Source organism: Rhodococcus sp. IEGM 1372, from assembly GCF_030056835.1.
In the GTDB taxonomy this organism is placed as follows: domain Bacteria; phylum Actinomycetota; class Actinomycetes; order Mycobacteriales; family Mycobacteriaceae; genus Rhodococcoides.
The window spans coordinates 26,870-46,328 of record NZ_JASHKS010000028.1 but is presented as its reverse complement, the minus strand read 5'-3'; the positions used below and the strand labels follow the sequence as shown (position 1 = coordinate 46,328).

At 63.0% G+C, this 19,459-nt stretch carries 22 protein-coding genes; 12 read left to right on the top strand and 10 right to left on the bottom strand.

The features are described 5' to 3' along the window. Window position 1: 1 nt before the first annotated feature. Complete coding sequence (locus QM590_RS19315) at window positions 2-460, top strand: DUF6194 family protein (RefSeq protein ID WP_269596026.1); 459 nt, start codon at window positions 2-4, stop codon at window positions 458-460. Here the strand turns inward: QM590_RS19315 and QM590_RS19310 are convergent, their stop codons facing one another. Further along, window positions 461-1,360, bottom strand: coding sequence for a transketolase family protein (locus QM590_RS19310; protein WP_269596027.1), 900 nt, complete (start codon window positions 1,358-1,360; stop codon window positions 461-463). Further along, on the bottom strand, window positions 1,360-2,040 hold the full coding sequence (locus tag QM590_RS19305) for a thiamine pyrophosphate-binding protein (protein WP_269596028.1): 681 nt from the start codon (window positions 2,038-2,040) through the stop codon (window positions 1,360-1,362). Before QM590_RS19305 ends, QM590_RS19310 begins: the two co-directional genes overlap by 1 nt. 148 nt (window positions 2,041-2,188) lie before the next feature. Here QM590_RS19305 and QM590_RS19300 point away from each other — a divergent pair, with 148 nt between their 5' ends. The 8 genes from QM590_RS19300 to QM590_RS19265 all read left to right on the top strand — a co-directional run bounded on the left by QM590_RS19300 (window position 2,189) and on the right by QM590_RS19265 (window position 7,625). Beyond that, window positions 2,189-2,560, top strand: a complete 372-nt coding sequence (locus QM590_RS19300; protein ID WP_269596029.1) for a VOC family protein — start codon at window positions 2,189-2,191, stop codon at window positions 2,558-2,560. A gap of 164 nt (window positions 2,561-2,724) precedes the next feature. Continuing rightward, window positions 2,725-2,901 carry a hypothetical protein gene (locus QM590_RS19295; RefSeq protein ID WP_269596030.1) on the top strand — a complete coding sequence of 59 codons (177 nt, stop codon included), beginning with the start codon at window positions 2,725-2,727 and terminating at the stop codon, window positions 2,899-2,901. After that, window positions 2,894-3,412, top strand: coding sequence for a putative immunity protein (locus tag QM590_RS19290; RefSeq protein WP_269596031.1), 519 nt, complete (start codon window positions 2,894-2,896; stop codon window positions 3,410-3,412). The genes QM590_RS19295 and QM590_RS19290 overlap by 8 nt, the downstream gene beginning before the upstream one ends. A gap of 31 nt (window positions 3,413-3,443) precedes the next feature. Further along, window positions 3,444-3,782, top strand: coding sequence for a hypothetical protein (locus QM590_RS19285; RefSeq protein WP_269596032.1), 339 nt, complete (start codon window positions 3,444-3,446; stop codon window positions 3,780-3,782). 14 nt (window positions 3,783-3,796) lie between these two features. Then, window positions 3,797-4,270: a GNAT family N-acetyltransferase gene (locus tag QM590_RS19280; RefSeq protein WP_269596033.1), complete on the top strand. Its 474-nt coding sequence runs from the start codon at window positions 3,797-3,799 to the stop codon at window positions 4,268-4,270. A 23-nt stretch (window positions 4,271-4,293) separates the two neighbouring features. Further along, the gene (locus QM590_RS19275; protein ID WP_269596034.1) at window positions 4,294-5,049 is read left to right on the top strand and encodes a class I SAM-dependent methyltransferase; all 756 of its coding nucleotides are present in this window, start codon (window positions 4,294-4,296) and stop codon (window positions 5,047-5,049) included. A 91-nt stretch (window positions 5,050-5,140) separates the two neighbouring features. Continuing rightward, a complete protein-coding gene (locus tag QM590_RS19270; RefSeq protein ID WP_269596035.1) occupies window positions 5,141-5,425 on the top strand; it encodes a DUF1490 family protein in 285 nt (94 codons plus the stop codon). A gap of 19 nt (window positions 5,426-5,444) precedes the next feature. Beyond that, window positions 5,445-7,625, top strand: coding sequence for a heavy metal translocating P-type ATPase (locus QM590_RS19265; protein ID WP_269596036.1), 2,181 nt, complete (start codon window positions 5,445-5,447; stop codon window positions 7,623-7,625). A 42-nt stretch (window positions 7,626-7,667) separates the two neighbouring features. On the opposite strand, the gene QM590_RS19260 is transcribed toward QM590_RS19265, so the two are convergent. The 7 genes from QM590_RS19260 to rpsF all read right to left on the bottom strand — a co-directional run bounded on the left by QM590_RS19260 (window position 7,668) and on the right by rpsF (window position 15,332). After that, entirely contained in the window at window positions 7,668-7,925 is a 258-nt protein-coding gene (locus tag QM590_RS19260; protein WP_269596037.1) for a DUF3297 family protein, read from the bottom strand. A 77-nt stretch (window positions 7,926-8,002) separates the two neighbouring features. Beyond that, window positions 8,003-10,645, bottom strand: a complete 2,643-nt coding sequence (dnaB, locus tag QM590_RS19255; protein ID WP_269596038.1) for a replicative DNA helicase — start codon at window positions 10,643-10,645, stop codon at window positions 8,003-8,005. Between the two features lie 521 nt (window positions 10,646-11,166). Next, on the bottom strand, window positions 11,167-13,446 hold the full coding sequence (locus QM590_RS19250) for a SulP family inorganic anion transporter (protein WP_269596039.1): 2,280 nt from the start codon (window positions 13,444-13,446) through the stop codon (window positions 11,167-11,169). Window positions 13,447-13,680: 234 nt separating this feature from the next. Further along, complete coding sequence (rplI, locus tag QM590_RS19245) at window positions 13,681-14,136, bottom strand: 50S ribosomal protein L9 (RefSeq protein ID WP_032378698.1); 456 nt, start codon at window positions 14,134-14,136, stop codon at window positions 13,681-13,683. Between the two features lie 14 nt (window positions 14,137-14,150). Further along, window positions 14,151-14,393, bottom strand: a complete 243-nt coding sequence (gene rpsR / locus QM590_RS19240; RefSeq protein WP_032396926.1) for a 30S ribosomal protein S18 — start codon at window positions 14,391-14,393, stop codon at window positions 14,151-14,153. Window positions 14,394-14,435: 42 nt separating this feature from the next. Continuing rightward, window positions 14,436-14,987 (bottom strand): single-stranded DNA-binding protein, encoded by a 552-nt coding sequence (locus QM590_RS19235; protein ID WP_037195207.1) that lies wholly within the window; start codon window positions 14,985-14,987, stop codon window positions 14,436-14,438. Between the two features lie 57 nt (window positions 14,988-15,044). Continuing rightward, a complete protein-coding gene (gene rpsF, locus QM590_RS19230; protein WP_008711385.1) occupies window positions 15,045-15,332 on the bottom strand; it encodes a 30S ribosomal protein S6 in 288 nt (95 codons plus the stop codon). A 162-nt stretch (window positions 15,333-15,494) separates the two neighbouring features. Between rpsF and QM590_RS19225 the strand changes: the two genes are divergently transcribed. The 3 genes from QM590_RS19225 (at window position 15,495) to QM590_RS19215 (ending at window position 18,323) form a co-directional block, all read left to right on the top strand. After that, the gene (locus QM590_RS19225) at window positions 15,495-16,898 is read left to right on the top strand and encodes a glycosyltransferase family protein (protein ID WP_149408090.1); all 1,404 of its coding nucleotides are present in this window, start codon (window positions 15,495-15,497) and stop codon (window positions 16,896-16,898) included. 21 nt (window positions 16,899-16,919) lie between these two features. Next, on the top strand, window positions 16,920-17,618 hold the full coding sequence (locus tag QM590_RS19220; protein WP_149408091.1) for a response regulator transcription factor: 699 nt from the start codon (window positions 16,920-16,922) through the stop codon (window positions 17,616-17,618). Window positions 17,619-17,957: 339 nt separating this feature from the next. Next, window positions 17,958-18,323, top strand: a complete 366-nt coding sequence (locus QM590_RS19215) for a helix-turn-helix transcriptional regulator (protein WP_269596043.1) — start codon at window positions 17,958-17,960, stop codon at window positions 18,321-18,323. Window positions 18,324-18,347: 24 nt separating this feature from the next. Here QM590_RS19215 and QM590_RS19210 read toward each other — a convergent pair whose 3' ends face one another. After that, window positions 18,348-19,445, bottom strand: coding sequence for a DUF475 domain-containing protein (locus QM590_RS19210; RefSeq protein WP_269596044.1), 1,098 nt, complete (start codon window positions 19,443-19,445; stop codon window positions 18,348-18,350). Between the last annotated feature and the right edge of the window lie 14 nt (window positions 19,446-19,459).

The following is a 19,459-nucleotide window of genomic DNA, read 5'->3' as shown; positions in this document are numbered from 1 at the left end:
AATGACACTCGATGACATCGTGAACGTGGTCGCAAGCTTCGAGGGCACCGTGACGCAGCGCCCGCGAGAGGGTGATGGAACTCCCGAACTTGCTTGGGGTGATGCGTTCTTCTACTACTCACCCGACGGGACGATCCCGACGACGCAGCCGTTCGCAACCATCGTGACCAAGAACTATCCGGGCGACGAGTTGTCCCGGCTGGACCGCGCCGAAGCGTTCCGCGTCAATATCGTTGCAGGAAAGCAGGATTTCGAGAGGATTCTGGGAATGCCGCCCCGCGAGGCGGCCCACGCACCCCAGGCCGACAGCGACGATGTCATCGCCGCCCACCCTCAGTACGGCACCGCCGGCTGGCTTTCGGTGGTCAACCCGTCGGCGCAGACCGAGACACACGTTCGGGAACTACTGGACTCCGCCTACAACGTTGCCAAGAACAGATACGAACGACGTCAGGGCTGATCACGCGAAGAAGTCGTCCATCGATCGGGACAGCCCTTCGACGTCCAGGCCGTTGGCCCGATCGTGTTCGGCCACTGTGCCGTACTTGCGACGCTCTCCGGGCTCCACCCCGATTCCCAACACCCGATGACGCACATCGGCCAAGGCTCGATCGACCTGCAGCACAGACGTTCCCGCGAGATACGGCTCGACGATCATGATGTCCGGCGCCGTCAGCGTCTCTCGTAGAGTGGCACTGTCGAAGGGCCTGATCGTCGACGCATGCAGCACCGTCAGGTCGCGCCCCGACGCCGCGGCCAGAACTCGGTCCGTCATCGGTCCGACGGAGATGACGGTTCCCGAATTGCCCTGCTGCAGAACGGTGAACATCCCGTCGGACCGTCCGTACGGGCGATCGTTGCACACCCCGTCGAGCCTGATGTACACGCGATCGTCGGTGGCCGCCGCGCTGTGCAGCATCCACTCGACCTCGTCTATGTGACCGGGGATGTGGACGGTCCACTCGCCCAGCGTGTCGAGGAGTGCGACATCTCGCTGACCGAAATGTGTCTCGCCGCCCTGCGGCCATCCGTAGGACCCCCCGGAGCTCACCAGGATGGCACCGACGCCCTGGTGCCCCAGATCGAGCTTCACCTGCTCGAAGGGTCGCTCGATCAGAAACGGCGGGAAGGTATGCACGATCGGCCGCATTCCGGCCAGGGCCAGACCACCGGCGACACCGATCATCGCCTGCTCTCGAATCCCGACGTTGATCACCCGCGATCGAATATCGGGGGTGAGGTGTGGTTCGAGATATCCGACTCCGATCTCCGCCAGCACCAACGCTGTTCGCTCGTTCTGCGCCAACAATCGGGGCACCAGACTGTAGAAGTACTCGCGTTGATTCAGCGATGCACTCATCAGCTCTCCTTCTTTTCGACGTGAGCGACCACCACGTGCGGACGGTCTGGGTGATCGGCGCGAAACGCCTGGCGAAGAGCACTGTGGTCTCGACCGTCGACGTCAGAGGTGAGCCACCCCTCGACGGCGAACCGCGAGGCGATACCTTCGGGCCAACCCAGACCGGCAGAATCGTTGTCGATCACCACGGCGGTCAAATTGCCCAACTCGGACCGCGCAGCGAATTGGATGGCCTCCATATTGCTGCCCTCGTCGAGTTCCGCATCGCCGATCAGTACGAAGACTCGGGCGATTCTCTTCTGAATACGCAGCGCAACAGCAGTTCCGGCGGCCAGCGCCAAACCATGACCGAGCGATCCCGATCCGATATCGACCCCGGGAATGAGCGTGCGATCCGGGTGACTACCCAAGCGAGAGTGGTAGCTGCCGAACGACGCGAGCTCGGTGGGCGTCAAGAATCCACGTGCCGCTAGCACGGCGTAGTACGCCATCGGGCCATGCCCCTTGGACAGATAGAACCGATCACGATTCGGGTCATCGGGATTCGTAGGATCGAGCCGCAATATGTCGGAGTACAGCACCCACAGCACATCCAGCGTCGAAGTGGCACTGGTGCTGTGCTTTTCGTCGCACGTCATCAGTGTCATGAGTTGCGACAACTCGTCGTAGGTCCTTTGCATGACCCCACCCTGCAACCTCGAGTGCACTCGAGGTCAAGAGCTCCGTGGGTGGTGCGGTCGGTGTCCAACATTTGTGCTCAGAGGCGCTTTCCAGATTCTCGAGCGGAGTTGTGGACACTGAGCGCACCATCGCCCGTAGTCTCCAGACATGCCGCGAAAACACCTCGCTGTAGCGGGGACGTCCATCGACTGTGCAGAGCCGGCGGAGCTCGCTCGCTTCTACCTCGCCCTACTCGGTGGAGAGCTGTTGTGGGAGAACCCGTCGAGCTCGGGCATACGGACGCAGGCAGGCCTGAACATCGTTGCGCAGAAAGTAGCTAACTACATTCCGCCCGTGTGGCCGTCGACTTCGATCGTGCACTTCGACCTGGACGCGGGAGGGGACCTCGCGGGATCTGTTTCCTACGCAGTCGAATGCGGAGCGACCGAGGCGGCGGACCAGCCTGACCCCCGTTGGCGCGTTCTCCTCGACCCTGCCGGACACCCCTTTTGCATCACCACGGAGGTGTACGACGGTTGACAAGGACATAGCCTGAGACAGTGCGCAATCTCGTGATCGTTCTGCTTTTGTTCGGATTCATTGTCGGATTGGTGCCGTTGGGTTGGTACGCGATCGGTGAGATGACTACCAACACGAGTGGGGTCGTGTATTCGGGTGGCTATGAGCCTCTGCGAGGTGTCACCATGAGCGACGAATTCGTGGACTCGATGAACGATTCGTTCAACCGACGAACTCGAGGCCTGTCGACGCTGTGGCTCTACCTGGTCCCCATTGCAAGCGCAACACTCGGTGCAATGACCGGGATCGTTCTCGGCAAGTTCGGATTCGTGCTCAGCCGCAGACGAACTCGAGATGCCTGAGGTGGCAGGGACTGCAGAAGTAGAGCTGAGCCTCGACGACATTCGGCGCGTGGCGGCGTTCGCAACTACCTGCGCACGACGGGCATTGCCGATCTACGAGATGGCCCAACCTGACGACGCGCGTCCACGCGCGGCGATCGACGGTGCCCAGACTTTTGCCGAAACCGGCCAACGCACGGCGGCACTCCGCCAACTCGCCTGGGCAGCACACAAAGCTGCCCGCGAGGAGCCGGCATCTGCGGCCACAGACGCTGCACTGTCCGCAATGCACGCGGCCGGTGCTGCCTTTCTACATCCGCTGCACAGCCCACATCAGGTCAAACACATTCTCGGTTCTGCCGCGCATCTGGTGCTCGCTCATCCCAAAGCTGCTGCGGAGCAGATCGAATGGATCGATTCTCAGGCCGATACGGCATTACGATCGGTCTTGCGCCGGTATCCGTCTCCGGCCGTCGGGGGAACGAGGTTCAGCGTTCTCATGCTTCGACTCGATACCGAATTGCGACGCTGACGCATTGTCTCGACCGAGCGTCGGTGACACCATGAAAGTCATGAAGGCCGAAGAACGCCCCTGGAAGCGTTACGGGCTTGCCGCGTTGCTGGCCTTCCTCGCATTCTCGACAATCAGCGACATCGTGTCCGATCCTTCGGTCTGGAACTGGTCGAAGCTAGTAGTGCTCGCTGTAGCCGCTCTGTTCCTCCTGCGGCCAGACGACCGGAGCACGCCCGAAAAGATCGGGCCCGAGGCTGTACCCACCGAGGATGTCGACGCGGTGGTCGCAGAATCCGGCAGAACTGTCCACGCCATCAAAGCGCTACGAGAGATGCATCCCGGTCTCGGACTGCTCGATGCGAAGAATCTCCTTCAACCGGACCGCTGACGCAAGAGAAGGCTATGGCGACATTCCGCGGTACACGTGACGTAAAAGACTCCGACGGCCTGTTCGAGGCTGCAAAGCTGTTGATCGACTTCAATCGCGAGTACGACTATCCCGTGCCCGAGCCTGATTGGCTCGCAGCACATCTCGACAGTCTGGTGAAGTCCGGCGACACCAGCGTGCTGACATTCGGGACTCCCGCCATCGGTGTCGCCGTACTGCGCTTTCGGATCGGCACTCTGAGCGCAGACCTCGAGACCTACCTCGCCGAGTTCTACATCCAGCCCGGTCTTCGCGGAAAGGGCTACGGCACAACCTTTCTCGACGACGTCATCCAGCACGCGCGCGGCAGGGGTGCCACCTACATGGACCTCAATACCTCCGAGGATGACGAGGCCGCGCGACACGTATACGAAAAGCGTGGGTTCGACTGCCACGAAGGCCGCGGCGAGGGACCGAAGGCTCTCTACTACGAACTCGAACTGAACTGACGGGAGCGATGTAACCTGACTATATGGTTAGCCGAGATAACAGCTCGACGTCGTTCGGGACCGTCGCCGACGTGTATGAATCTGCTCGTCCCGAATACCCGTCGGCCGCAGTCGAATGGTTGCTGAGCCCCGTACACGAGGCCGGCGGGCGGCCGCTTGTCGCCGACGTCGGTGCCGGAACCGGCAAGCTCACCCGCATCATCGTCGCTGCAGGGTGCGATGCCGTCGCCGTCGACCCTGATCCCGCCATGCTCGACGCCCTGCGCAACGCAGTGCCCGGCGTTTCCGCCCACGTCGGCACCGCCGAGTCCCTCCCGTTGGACGACGGACGCGTTGATGCCGTTCTGCTCGGACAGGCCTGGCACTGGGTCGAGCCAGTGGCCGCGTCACGCGAGATCGGCCGGGTTCTTCACACGGGCGGCACCCTGGGACTGATCTGGAACCTTCGCGACGAATCGCAGCCGTGGGTTCGGCGACTGAACTCGGTGGTCTCGCGCGGTGGAGCCCTGACCATGTTCGACGACGGTCCGCCGCCGATCGCAGAACCGTTCCATCAGCTCGACGAGGAGCGATGGACGTGGTCGCGGACGGTGACTCGGTCCCAGCTGACCGACCTGGTTCGGTCGCGCAGCTTCTACATCACTGCCACCGCCGATGAGCGCAACCGCATCGACCGGGATCTCGCCGCACTGTTCGACGAACTGGGCCTGAACTGCTCGACGACGATCGACCTTCCCTACGTGACCAGAGCGTTCCGCACCACGATGCCGATCCGATGACGCTTCCCGCGACCCCGGAAGTCGCCACAGCCGAACAAAACGAATACGATTCCCAATAAGTGGGTCAGGTTCGAATTCGAGGAGCTACAACATGGCGTTTCCGATCATCGTCGCGAAGGCAGTATCGACGGTCGTAACAGGCGCAGTCGGCGTCGCCGCCTACAACGGTGCAAAGAAGCTGTACGACAAGGCTCCCGTCCGCAAGGCTGCGGTATCGGCAACCGAACTCGGTCTCCGCGCCGCCCGAAAAGCCGAAATCCACGCCGAATCAGCGCGTTTGGCTGTATCCGATGTCGTTGCGGAGGCACGCGACCGAATCGGCGAAGAGGTACCGCCACCCTCGGCCACCGAAGTCGGCCACGGCCACTCGCACTGAGCGCGACAGCACGCCGACTATGACGACGCTCGTCGAACACTCGCTCGATGCGGCTCCCGACCGCGCGGATGGCATCGAAATCCTGTCCGACGCAGCCGGCCGCATGCGGCTCCGCGTCGACTGGCTGCGGTCCAGTCCGGGTCGCGCGGTCGCCGTCGAAGACCACGTCGACAAGATCCGCGGCGTGCGAGCAGTCCACGCCTACCCCCGCACAGCATCGGTCGTCGTCTGGTACTCACGGTCGAGAATCGACAGGGCCGAACTCTTCAACGCAGTGAACGCAGGTCGCACCACCGACTGGGGACTCGTACCAGTCCGTAGCCCACGGTCTGCGGACGTCAACAACGGCGACGTCCTGCGCATGACCATCGGCGGGGCCGCGCTGGTCCTGCTCGGCTTCCGTCGCTACGCCTTCCGGCGGCCACCCATCCTCGGCCCCACCAGCCGTGTCGTGGCCACCGGAGCCACCATCTTCACCGGCTATCCGTTCCTGAAGGGAGCGCTGCGCTCGCTGGCCGGAAACCGGTCCGCCGGCACCGACGCGCTCGTCAGCGCTGCCACTGTGGCAAGTCTCGTACTCCGCGAGAATGTCGTGGCCCTGACCGTGCTGTGGCTGCTCAACATCGGCGAATACCTGCAGGAGCTGACCCTCAAGCGCACTCGTCGGGCAATCTCCGATCTCCTGACCGGCACGCAGGACACCGCATGGATCCGGCTACCCGACGGTTCCGAGATCTCCGTGGACGTCGATCGGCTGGAGATCGGCGACGAGGTCGTCGTGCACGATCACGTCGGCGTTCCGGTGGACGGGACCGTCGTCGACGGGGACGCGGTGGTCGACCAGTCGGCGATCACCGGTGAGACACTGCCGGTATCGATCGTTGCAGGCGACCGTATCCATGCTGGATCCGTCGTGGTTCGTGGCCGCATCGTCATCCGCGCGTCTGCGGTGGGCCGCGATACGACGATCGGCCGCATCATTTCCCGTGTCGAGGAAGCGCAGGAAGACCGCGCCCCGATTCAGACTGTGGGAGAGAATTTCTCACGTCGGTTCGTACCCGCGTCGTTCATCCTGTCGGCTCTCACGCTCGTGGTCACCCGCGATGTCCGACGAGCGATGACCATGCTGCTCGTCGCATGCCCGTGCGCGGTGGGGTTGTCGACTCCGACGGCCATCAGTGCCGCTATCGGAAACGGTGCTCGCCGAGGCATTCTCATCAAGGGCGGATCGCATCTGGAACAAGCAGGCAGAGTCGATGCCTTCGTGTTCGACAAGACCGGAACCCTCACCGTCGGGCGTCCCGTCGTCACCAATGTCGTGTCGTTTCAGGACGACTGGGAGCCGGAGCAGGTACTGGCGTACGCGGCCAGTTCCGAAATTCATTCTCGACATCCGTTGGCCGAGGCCGTGATTCGCAGCACCGAGGAACGCCACATCGTCATTCCTCCGCACGAGGAATGCGAGGTGCTCGTCGGTCTCGGCATGCGCACCGTCGCAGACGGCCGGACCTTGCTGCTGGGCAGTCCTTCGCTGCTGCGCAGCGAGAACGTCGACGTATCCGAGTATGCAGCCGACTGGGTTTCGCGACTTCAGCGTCAGGCCGAGACCCCATTGCTGCTCGCAGTCGATGGGGTGTTGGTCGGGTTGATCAGCCTGCGCGACGAGGTCCGGTCGAATGCTCTGGAAGTACTGAACGCCCTTCGCGCCGACGGTGTGGAACGCATCGTCATGCTCACCGGAGATCACCCCGAGACCGCTGCGGCCGTAGCCGCCGAACTGGGCATTGCCGAGTGGCGAGCCGAGGTGATGCCCGACGACAAACTCGAAGCCGTCCGCAAGCTACAAGAAGAGGGCTACGTCGTCGCGATGGTCGGAGACGGCACCAACGACGCTCCCGCCCTCGCCGTCGCGGATATCGGAATCGCAATGGGCCTGGCGGGCACCGATGTTGCCGTCGAGACGGCCGATGTAGCTCTGGCCAGCGACGACCTGACACGGTTGCTCGACGTCCGCGATCTCGGCCGACATTCGGTGTCCGTCATCCGGCAGAACTACGGAATGTCGATCGCTGTGAATGCACTGGGCCTCGTGGTCAGCGCCGGTGGAGCACTGTCTCCGGTGCTCGCCGCGATTTTGCACAACGCATCCTCGGTCGCGGTGGTGGGCAACAGCTCACGACTGATCCGATACCGAATCTGATCAGTAGCGCCCGAACGCGATCGAGGTACTCGACGAAGTCCGCTACTTCGCGCCGCGGAAGTACGGTTCGACCGTGCCCTTGAGCTTGACGAGCATGGGATTTCCGAAGCGATCCTTGGCGGTGGGGACTTCGACTCGCACCCAACCCTCGGTCACGTTGTATTCGCGGACACTGGTCTTCTCGACGCCGTTGAAGCGAATACCCACGTCCCGCTGAAGAACTTCTTCGTTGTAGAAGGGGCTCCGCGGATCGATCGAGAGGTGATTCGGTGGAACGTCTACGTTCTGGTCCTCTGGCATGGATCACTTTCGTCGAATGCGGCGTCAGGTGCTCGGTTGATTCACAGCGAGAATACGCGATCCCGCGCTGATGACCCCTAGCCCCGCGCCATGTCCACGAATCTGGACAGGTGAAGCTGGTGTGCCACGGTGATCGTCGCGGTCGGACCGTTACGGTGCTTGCCGAGAATCAAGTCGGCCTCACCGCCGCGGGGGTCGTCGCGCTCGATCGCGTCGGGGCGGTGCAGCAGAATCACCATGTCGGCGTCCTGCTCGAGTGAGCCGGACTCACGGAGGTCGGACACCATCGGCTTCTTGTCGGTTCGCTGCTCAGGGCCACGGTTCAGCTGGCAGACCGCGACCACCGGGCATTCGAGTTCCTTCGCCAACAGCTTGAGCTGACGCGAGAAGTCCGAGACCTCCTGCTGACGGGATTCGACCTTCTTGCCGGACGACATCAGCTGAAGGTAGTCCACCACAATGAGTTTCAGACCGTTGCGCTGTTTGAGGCGACGCGCCTTGGCTCGGATTTCCATCATCGTCAGGTTCGGAGAATCGTCGACGAACAACGGCGCTTCGCTGATCTCGCTCATTCGGCGGGCCAGCTTGGTCCAGTCGTCGTCGGTCATCTTTCCCGAACGCATGTCGCCGAGCTTGATCTTCGCCTCGGCGGACAACAGTCGCATGACGATCTCGGTGCGACTCATCTCCAGAGAGAAGATGACACTGGGCATGCCGTGCTTGATGGAGCACGAACGCATGAAATCCATTGACAGCGTCGAGTTGTGAGTCGGAATCATCGAGTCGCTGGCGAGATACAGATGCTCTGCGTTGTCGACCTCGACACAGCGAACCGGAACCGAGTCGACTCGGCGAACGTCGACGATGAATCGGGATCCCGACCTCACGGTAGATCCGGCAGCGCGACGTTCCTTGTGCAGCATCTGCTTCCGGTGCAGACCGAACACCACATCGTCCGTCGCGAACGTCAGAGTGAACGCCGTCGACGACGCTTCGCTGCGACCTCGGACCCTCTTGGTCGACATCTGCACGCGATAGCCCAAACTGACGATCAGTTCACGCACCCCGAGAACGAGCCGCTCACTGGTCACCGAGAACTGAACCGAGCCACCCCCGGTGACAGTGCCGTCGGTGTCGAGCAGACCCGCCAACAACGCACGTCGCTGAGCCTCGGAACCACGGAGGTAGCCGATGGGTACATGCTTGTCGCCCAGTACGCCGATCGTCCGTAAACGCGCCTGCACGGTCCCGATCGAGTTGCGGCATGCCTGGCAGCGATGCAAACCGGTCGTCACCTTGCCGCAGTCGATGCATGTCGGTGCAGCGACCGGAGCGGACATGAAACGCGCTTTGCCGCCGCATGATTGGCCGCAGGTACGGACATTGAGCGGAAACGGCACGAACTGCTTGCCGCAGACGACACAGTCCTTTGCCTCTACGACCTCGGTAGGAAGTTTGATCGAGTATCGGAGTGCGGCTTTCTCCGACGCCACCACGTGCAGACCTTCGCCTTCTATTCGGGCGATGATTTCGGGGTCGGCGCTGGTGATCTGCGCGCAGGCAGACGTTCCGTCTCCCAGCCATGCGCCGAGGGTGTACGGCGGCACCAGAAGCTCACGCTCGGGCAACTGAACGGCCTCGGTATTGGTGACCGAGTGATTGATGCGCGCATCCTTCGTCGCGCAGCGCACAGTGTTCGCGATTTCCTCGGTGGTGCGCACGGCAGCGAACGTCTTCTGATTACGGGTCCGGTTGTAGTTGACCGCCGCGGCCTGCGCCGACTTGCGTGACGCCCTGGTCTCGGTCAACCACTGATGCTCCGCGTCGGCGACGATGACTGTGCCGTCGGAGAATTCGACTTCGTAGCACGGTCGATCGAGCATGATGTCCGTGGCCGCCACGACTCTGGTCGGCATGCCGTGGGCGTCGATCAGGTGGTCACCCACCGCCACCTCGCCCATCGTGGTCCAGCCGTCGGGCGTCGGAAGCGGCGTGTCGAGGGCGAGCGCCTTGCCCACGCCAGGCCTCGCCGCCACGATGATCATCTGACCCGGGTGCAAGCCGTTGGTGATTTCGTCGAGTTCGGCGAATCCTGTTGGTACGCCCAGGGATATGCCGCCGCGGCTGGCGATGGAGTCGATTTCGTCCATCGTGGGCTGCAGGAGTTCCTCGAGGGGGAGGAAGTCCTCTGAGGTGCGCCGCTCGGTGACCTCGTACACCTCGGCCTGCGCGCGGTCGACGACCTCGGCGACGTCCTGCCCGTCTGCTCCGGCGTAACCGAACTGCACGATGCGGGTGCCGGCCTGTACGAGGCGGCGCAGAATCGACTTCTCCGCGACGATCTCGGCGTAGTACCCGGCGTTGGCTGCCGTCGGCGTGGTCTGGGTGAGGGTGATCAAGTACGGCGGGCCGCCGATGCGCTTGAGTTCCCCGCGACGATCCAGCTCGGCCGAGACGGTCACCGGGTCGGCGGGCTCACCGCGGCTGTAGAGGTCGAGGATCGCGTCGTACACGTTCTGGTGGGCCGGCCGGTAGAAATCGCCGGGACGAAGCACCTCTAGCACGTCTGCGATGGCGTCCTTGCTCAGCAGCATGCCGCCCAGAACGGACTGTTCCGCGGCCATGTCCTGTGGGGGCTGGCGACCGAAATCCTCGCCGGGCCCCTCGCTGGACGAGGGGCCGGAGTAGTCGGACTGTCCTCGATCGTCCACAACTGCCACGCGAACCGGCCGTCCTCTCCCCATTGTCGTCGGCATCGTCGGGTATCACCCGGCGGTGCTGTGTAGCAAGTTCTACCCCCGGGCACCGACAAGCTTTTTCGGCACCGGATTCGCACTGTCTCGTCGCCGCTGCACGGCATCGAGAGAGACGCTGCACGGACGTTAAGCGCTATCGGCAGGAGTCACAACACGGCCTGTGGATGAACCTGTGCACGAAATGTGGATGGTCTTGAACAACCGTGTTGACCGTCTGGGGATAACCTGGGTATAACTTTCCGAGTTTCGGTCTTTTCGGCAGGTCAGGGCATGTACATAAAGTTTTCTTCCTGTGCATCGATTCTGGATCGGCGTGTCGGCCGAATTGACAGCTCGGGCGTGTTGAGTAAATACCAGGTGAACCCGGGGGTGAACCAGGTCACAGTGGCTGGGATGACTCACAGAAACAGACCAGTGTCCCGTTTGCGCGCGAAGGGCCCGATTCCACGCTCGGAATCGGGCCCCTCGACACTGTTGACGAAAGCTCAGCTACCGATCTCCTGCGGGCACATCGCCGGGTCCAGCACGGTGACCTCCTTGGTACCGATCTGAAGCACTCGTGCCGTGGGAATGTCGAAGAACAGTCCGGTGATGCGCAGCCGCCCCTCGGCATTGGCTCGGCCGACGACCCGGTGACGGGTGAGCGTCTGCAACTGCACCGCCACGTTGACCATCGCGAGTTGGTCCGCCTCCCCGAAGCCGAGCTCTGCCGCCTGACGGCCCACCACGTGCCCGCTGCGGTACGCATCCAGGCTCGTCATTGCATGACCCAGCCATGCCGTCACCGACTCGTCCGCGGCGTTCTCCGGTCCACTCAGCACCGCCTTCATGGCACCGCAGCCCGAGTGTCCGCACACCACCACCGACGAGGTACCCAGTTGATCGACACCGAAGGCCAGCGCTGCCTCCACCGAGCAGTCCTGCCCCTGGGCAGGCACGAGGTTGCCCATGTTTCGGACGGTGAACAGATCGCCAGGTCCGCTGCTGGTGATCGTGTTCGGCATCACGCGCGAATCCACGCAGCACAGAAACAGCGTGTCGGGATCCTGAGACTCGGTCAAACCCTCGAGGTGCGGTCGAATATTGGGGGCGTGGGTGCGGTGATACTCGGCTACGCCACTCAGGACCGCCCGCAGCGCGACGGGTGACTCATTTTGTGTCACATCGCTTTTCAGCTGCCATGCCCGCCACGGTGCCAACGAGCTGCGTACCGTCGCAGATCCGCGCTTGGGCGGTCCCTCGGCAGCAGCTGCCATCGACGCCGTGCCCACTTCCTCGACTCTCACCGTGCCGCCGCCGAGTTCGTGCTGCCGGATCCACTCGTTCAGAGCGTCGTGCACCGCATGATCGAGGAAATCCACTCCCAGATGCACGGTGACGACGGTGCCTGCGGGGACGGTGGACAGTACGTGTGTCAATCGAGGGAGCGCAAGGAAACTCAACGACCCCTCGGTGGTGACGCGCCAGGTGCCGTCGACCGTCTCCTCTGCGCGAACCTTTGCCCACACCACACGGCGCAGCACGAGAACGATCGACAGTGCCAAACCGATCAGCACGCCCTCGAGCAAGTTGAGTGCCACCACGCCGACAACCGTCACTGCATAGACCGCGATGTCTCCGGTCTTGTTGGCGATCTTTATGTCTGCCAACTTGATCAGCTGCACACCGATCATCACCAGCAATCCGGCGAGTGCGGCGAACGGAACCAATTCGACGATCGAGATGAACAGCACCGAGAAGATCAGAATCCACACGCCGTGCAGAATCGCCGACGCACGGGACTTGGCACCGACCTTGACGTTGGTGGCACTACGCACGATCACGCCGGTGATCGGCAGACCGCCGATGGTACCGGAGGCCATGTTGCCCGCGCCCTGGGCCATCAGTTCCCGGTCGAAGTTGGTGCGCTCACCGCTGTGCATCTTGTCGACGGCCACCGCGGAGAGCAGACTCTCGACGCTGGCGATCAACGCGATGGTGATGACGCCGGTCGCGAAAGCGCTCCACTGCCCGTCGGGCATGATCGGAAAGCTCAGCGATTCGATCAGGTTGCCGGGCAACTCGATTCGCTCGACATCCAGGGAGAAGAAGATCGAGACCGCAGTAGCGGTGACCACCGCGACCAGCGCAGCCGGCACCTTCGTGATCTTCGCCATCACGCCCGACACTCCAGCCAATCGCGGCCAGCCGAACATGAGCACGACCACGATTCCGCCGACGATGATCGACGGCCATTGGCCGTTGGAGACCGATGTGGGAATGGCGAGGACGTTCTGAACTGCGGAGCTTTCGGATTCACCGCCGAGAAGTACGTGAATCTGTTGCAGCGCAATGGTTATACCGATTCCGGCGAGCATAGCGTGCACCACCACGGGCGAGATGGCCAGTGCACTGCGAGCAATCCGGCTCATTCCCAGCAGGATCTGCACCGCACCGGCCAGCACCGTGATGGCACACGTTACGCCCCAACCGAATTGGTTGACGAGCTCGGCAACCACCACGGTCAGTCCCGCAGCGGGCCCACTGACCTGCAACGGTGATCCGCCGAGGATGCCGGCGAGAATTCCGCCGACCACGGCGGCAATGAGGCCGGCCATGATCGGGGCACCGGAGGCGACGGCGATACCGATCGAAAGTGGTACTGCCACAAGGAAGACGACCAACGAGGCCGGTACGTCGTATTTCAGGATCGACCCGACGCGAGACTGCGGCTCGGGTCGGGTCTCGGGACTGGGGTCGGAATCGGGTTCCACGGTCGTGGTCACGGCAGCGTTCCTCCGGGCGTCTAGGCGTCAGGTCGGGTGGATCCAGTTGGTGATGATGTTCGATGTCGCCCCGCCTAAAGACTACGCAAAGCTTTGCTCACGAACCTTTGAAGAGAGATGCTTCACAAATCGGAACCCATTGCGACAGTTGATCTTTGTGAGAAGACACGAAAAAGCCCCACGAACCCAGGGTTCGTGGGGCTTTGTTCGACCGAAACGGGCCGAAAGCTGAAATCAGCTTCCGACGACCTCCAGCTTGAACTTCGCGGTCACGTCGGGGTGCAGGTTCACGACGATGTCGTGCTTGCCCGTGCTCTTGACGTGAGCCTTCGGCAGATCGATGCTGCGCTTGTCGACGACCGGGCCACCGGCAGCCTTCAGAGCAGAAGCGACGTCCGACGCGGTGACCGAGCCGAACAGCTTGCCCGAGTCGCCCGCGGTCTTCACGGACAGCGTGACGGCCTCGAGGCCTTCGATGGCCTGCTTGAGCTCGTTGGCGTGCTCGAGGCCGCGGACGGCACGAGCTTCCTGAGCGCGGCGAATGCCGTCGACCTGCTTCTGAGCTCCACGGGTGGCCTGGATGGCCAATCCGCGGGGCAGCAGGAAGTTACGGCCGTAGCCGTCCTTGACCTCTACGGTGTCGCCAGGCGCACCGAGGTTGTCCACATCAGCGGTGAGGATCAGTTTCATACCAATCGCCCTTTCTATCGAGCCGTCGCGGCGTAAGGCAGCAGTGCTACCTCACGCGAGTTCTTCACGGCAACGGCCACGTCACGCTGATGCTGGACGCAGTTGCCGGTGACACGGCGAGCACGGATCTTTCCGCGATCGCTGACGTACTTACGCAGCAACGTCGTGTCCTTGTAATCGATCGACGTGTTCTTTTCCTTGCAGAAGGAACACGCTTTCTTCTTGAGCACCTTGTCGCGCAATGGCGGTTTGGGCATGGGTCTTTCTCCGTTACATCTGGTTGTTCTCGATCGAAGGATCTAGAACGGTGGCTCTTCGTCTCCGCCACGTCCGCCGAAGGAGCCCGACGCCGCAGGGGCACTGCCCCAGGGATCGTCTCCGCCGGAACCGGAGTTGGACGAGGAGTTCGAGCGGCCGCCGCCCGATCCGCCGGAGGAACCGGAGCCGGAGCCGGAGTTGAAGCCGCCTCCGCCGCCACCTCCACCGCGATTGGCCTTGTTGACCTTTGCGGTGGCGTAGCGAAGTGAAGGTCCGATCTCGTCGACTTCGAGCTCGACGACTGTCCGCTTCTCACCTTCACGCGTCTCGTACGAGCGCTGCCGCAGCCGTCCGCTCACGATCACTCGCGAGCCTCGGGTCAAGCTCTCGGCAACGTTCTCCGCTGCCTCGCGCCAGATGTTGCAGCGCATGAAGAGCGCGTCGCCGTCTTTCCACTCGTTCGTCTGACGATCGAATGTGCGCGGGGTGGATGCAACCGTGAAGTTGGCAACCGCCGCACCGGCGGGGGTGAATCGAAGTTCTGGATCAGCCGTCAAGTTTCCGATGACGGTGATGACGGTCTCGCCTGCCATGGTTTCTCTTTCAGTAGTAAGCGTTGTAGATGCCAGCCTAGAGGCGGGCAGCGACAATTACTTGCCCTGTCGCAGGACCTTCGTGCGCAGAACGGACTCGTTGAGTCCGAGCTGACGATCCAGCTCGCTGACCGTGGCAGGCTCGGCGTTGAGGTTCACAACGGCGTAGATGCCCTCGGCATGCTTGAGGATTTCGTAGGCCAGACGACGCTTGCCCCACACATCGACCTTGTCGACGGTGCCGCCATCCTTGCGAACGACGTTGAGGAACGTATCGAGCGACGGAGCGACAGTGCGCTCGTCCAGATTGGGGTCGAGAATGACCATCAATTCGTAATGACGCATAAGACCTCATCACCTCCTGTGGACTAGTGAAAACGGCCACGGACTGTCCGTGGCAGGAGGGTCGTTGCGTCAGCAACCCCTCGAAGATACACGAGGCGGGCCCTGACCTGCTAATTCGCGTCGGGCGCACGGTCCGGCGTTCGCGCGTCATAGTCTTGCACCATGCGATCCGGGGTCCGCGCCAATCCGATGACGGTCGTCGTGGTCGTAGCGATGGCTGCGGTGGGATTGATTCTGGGTTATCTGAACAAGGCCCGATGCGCGGTCGCGCCGTTCGACGCCTCCGGTCGCAGCACGATGTTCGACGCCATCAAGGATTCCTCGGTCTGCTACTCCGACATCCAATTCCTGTGGCTCGGCCGAGACATCGACAATCACATCTTTCCGTACATTCACGGGGCCATCACCAGCGACGGAATCCTCACGGGCGGAACGGTGGAGTACCCGGTCCTCAGTGGATTGCTGATGTGGCTCGGAGCCATTCCGGCCCACACCGATGCACAGTTCCTGTTGACCTCGGCGTTGATTCTCGCGCCGTTCGGTCTGCTCACCGCCTGGATGCTCGGCCGGATGGCAGGCTGGCCCGCCTTGCTCTGGTCGATCGGCCCGCCTCTGGTGATGTACGCCTTCCACAACTGGGAGCTTCCCGTCGTGGCCACCGCCGTCGGCGCGATATTCGTCATGACGCTGCCGATGCCGCTGCGACGCAAGGCGATTCTCGCCTCGGTGCTGCTGGCCGTGGGCTTCTGCCTCAAGCTCTATCCGGGAGCATTCGTGTTGCCCCTGATCGCGTACGTGGTCACCGGCGGCATCGATGGACGTGAGTCCGCCGACACCGTCCGAGCTCGCTGGGACATCCGCGGCGGCCTGATGGTGGCCGGCGCTGCCATCGGCACGGTCGTCGCAGTGAATCTGCCGTTCGCGGTGCTCGGTTACGAAGGATGGCGGGCGTCGTTCACGTTCCAGTCGCTGCGGCAGGCAGACCTGACGACCAACTCCATCTGGTACTGGGGATTGCGCCATTTCTACATCAACGACCAGATGAATCCCGATGCCTACGCCGAGGCCGAGGCCTCCTTCCAGAACGTGGTCGACGTGGCGTCGCCGCTGCTGGTGTTCGCCGCGTTCGCTCTCGCGCTGTGGCTCGGATGGCGTCGCGCGAAGGTCGTCGGGACGTACCCGTGGGTCGCGGTCAGCGGATCGATGCTGTGCGGTTTCATGCTGCTGCACAAGGTGCACTCGCCCCAGTACACGCTGTGGCTGCTGCCCTTCCTGGTGCTGCTTCGGGTCCCGTGGGGGCTCGTCGCCGCGTATCTGCTCGTCGATCTGTCGATGGGAATCGGCGTCTTCAAGTACTTCGCCGCGTTGGCCTCGGGGGCAGATGCCACCGACGAGGAGTTCTTCGTTCTCGTCGGAGTGTGGGGACGAGCGCTGCTGCTGCTGGTGTTCTTCGTGCTGTTCCTCCGAGCTCGGATGCGGGTTCCGTTCCCGGGCGAAACCGACCAGGCGTCTGTATCATCGCCCCGACCAGCAACGATATCGCTGACAACATCACCGGGGCAGTAGCACGTAGGGCGGGGCGGGGACATGACACAGGTGTCGCAATCGCAGGAGAACACCGAGAGACGAACCACCGATGTACGACGCGTCGGCCTCGTCGAGGACCACGAATCGGTAGCGCTCGGGCTCAAGGCCATGCTCGCAGACGAACCCGACCTGGACTTGGTGTCCACCGCCGCCACGGTCGCGGAGCTGCTCGCCCAACAGCCGACACTCGATCTGGTGGTACTCGATCTTCGTCTGGGTGACGGTTCGTCACCCCGCTCGAACGTGGAACAGTTGCACGCCGCCGGCGCGCGCGTCCTCGTCTACACCGGTGCCGAGAACGCCTTTCTCGTTCGTTCGGCAGCCCGTGCAGGTGTGCTCGGCGTGGTCCGAAAGTCCGCCCCGGCGGCGGCGATCGTCTCCGCGATCCGACGCGCAGCGAGCGGCGGGCAGGTCGTCACGACGGACTGGGCTGCCGCGATCGACGGCGATCCGCAGCTTCCCGACGTCGGACTCAGTCCGCGTCAGCGCGAGGTACTCGCCCTCTACGCGTCGGGCGAGAAGGCCGGACGCGTTGCCCGCCTCGCCGGATTGTCCGAGCAGACCGTCAACGACTACCTGGTGCGGATCCGCAACAAATACGCCGAGGCCGGGCGTCCGGCACCGACGAAAACCGATCTGTACAAGCGAGCGGTCGAGGACGGCTGGCTGCCGATGCCCGAACTACCTCCGCAGGATTGACCCGCGGGCTTGCTGTGGTTCATCCCACAGTGTCGACGCGGGTGAGCACCGCGGTTTCCGACGCACTCAGCGGTTCGACGAGCGGGGTGGTGACCGCTCGGATACTGCCGCCCGGCCGCGCGAGGATCGTATCCATCCTGGTCAGCGACTCGAGCGCCGACGTGCGGATCGAACTCGATGCCGACGGCCGGCAGTCTGTCGTAGCTTCGTGACACGCTCATCGGACGGTTGACGGTTCAATGCCCCTAATAGTCAGGGCAGAAAACCTGCGAATTACCTGTGAGAATCATTCCCATTGGTTTAGTTGGTCTCAACCCACTACGGCGTCCGGGAGAATTGATGTCTGCACTGCTCGAACCCTTGCCCTCCGCGGACGACGCGGGAGTCCCGACGACGCACCGTTCACGTGGGCCCATCAGCTTGGTTCCGCCTGCGATGCAGATGCACCCCGTCCCGGCCGCCCCGAGCCCGTTCCCGCCGCGACCGGATCTGACCGGCCGCGAGATCGAGGTGCTGCTCTGCTGGATTCGACACGACTCGAAGACCGAAGTGGCGAAGACACTCTTTCTCTCGCTCGGCACCGTCAACACCCATCTCACCCGAATCCGGGCCAAGTACACCTCGGTCGGGCGTCCGGCACCGACCAAAGCCGCCCTCGTCGCACGGGCCCTGCAGGACGGGCTGGTCGATATCTCGGAGCTGTGAGACTCGGAGCTGCGAGACCGCCGGTCAGACGCTGACTGTGGTCTCCACGCCTTCGTTCTCCAGACGCTTGTTGCGTCGGATGCTGCTCAGCAGGGCGGCTCCGATGAACAGGATTCCTACGAAGCCGGTGATCAGCTCGTTGATGTGCACACCGATCGAGACCAGCAGGATGATGGACAACGCACCGATCGCCCAGTGCGCACCGTGCTCGAGGTACACGTAGTCGGACAACGTTCCCTTGCGGACCAGGAACACCGTGATCGAGCGGACGAACATCGCGCCGATGAAGCCGAGGCCGAGCGCAATGATGATGGGATCGGCGGTGATGGCGAAGGCACCGATGACACCGTCGAACGAGAAGGACGCGTCGAGCACCTCGAGGTAGAGGAACAGGAAGAATCCGGCCTTACCCGTCGCCTTCGCCAGTTCGCTCGGTCCGCCCGAGGACTCTTCGCCCTCTTCCTCGACGTGGAAGAGCTCACCGAGTCCGTTGACCGAGATGTAGGTGATCATGCCCAGCACACCCGAGACCATGACGGTGGAGATCTTGTCGTCCTCGGCGAGGAACTCGGCACTGAGTACCAACAGCAGGCCCGCGACGACCACGGAGAGCTGATCGAGGCGGCCGATCCGGGCGAGGGGCTTCTCGAGCCAGCTCAACCAGGTGATCTCGCGGTCCTCGAAAATGAAGCCGAGGAACAACATCAGCAGGAACATGCCACCGAACGCGGCGATCTGCGGATGCGCGTCGGTGAGCAGAGTTTCGTAACTCGGCGACCCGTCCGGGAAGGTCGCGGCACCGTCGGCGGGCGGGTTCAGTGCCAGATCGAGTGCCGCCACCGGGCCCAGACCGGACGCGGCCCAGACGATGACCAGCGGGAACAGCAACCGCATGCCGAACACCGCGATGATGATGCCGATGGTGAGGAAGATCTTCTGCCAGAACTCGCTCATGCGTCGCAGCACAGTGGCATTGATGACGGCGTTGTCGAAGGACAGCGACACCTCGAGCACGCCGAGGATGAGCACGAGGATCATCGCCTCGATCCCGCCGTACAGGAAAGCCACGATCACGGACACGATGGTGACCGCGATCGACCATCCGAAGATCTTCACAACCACAGGCGTGGCCCTTC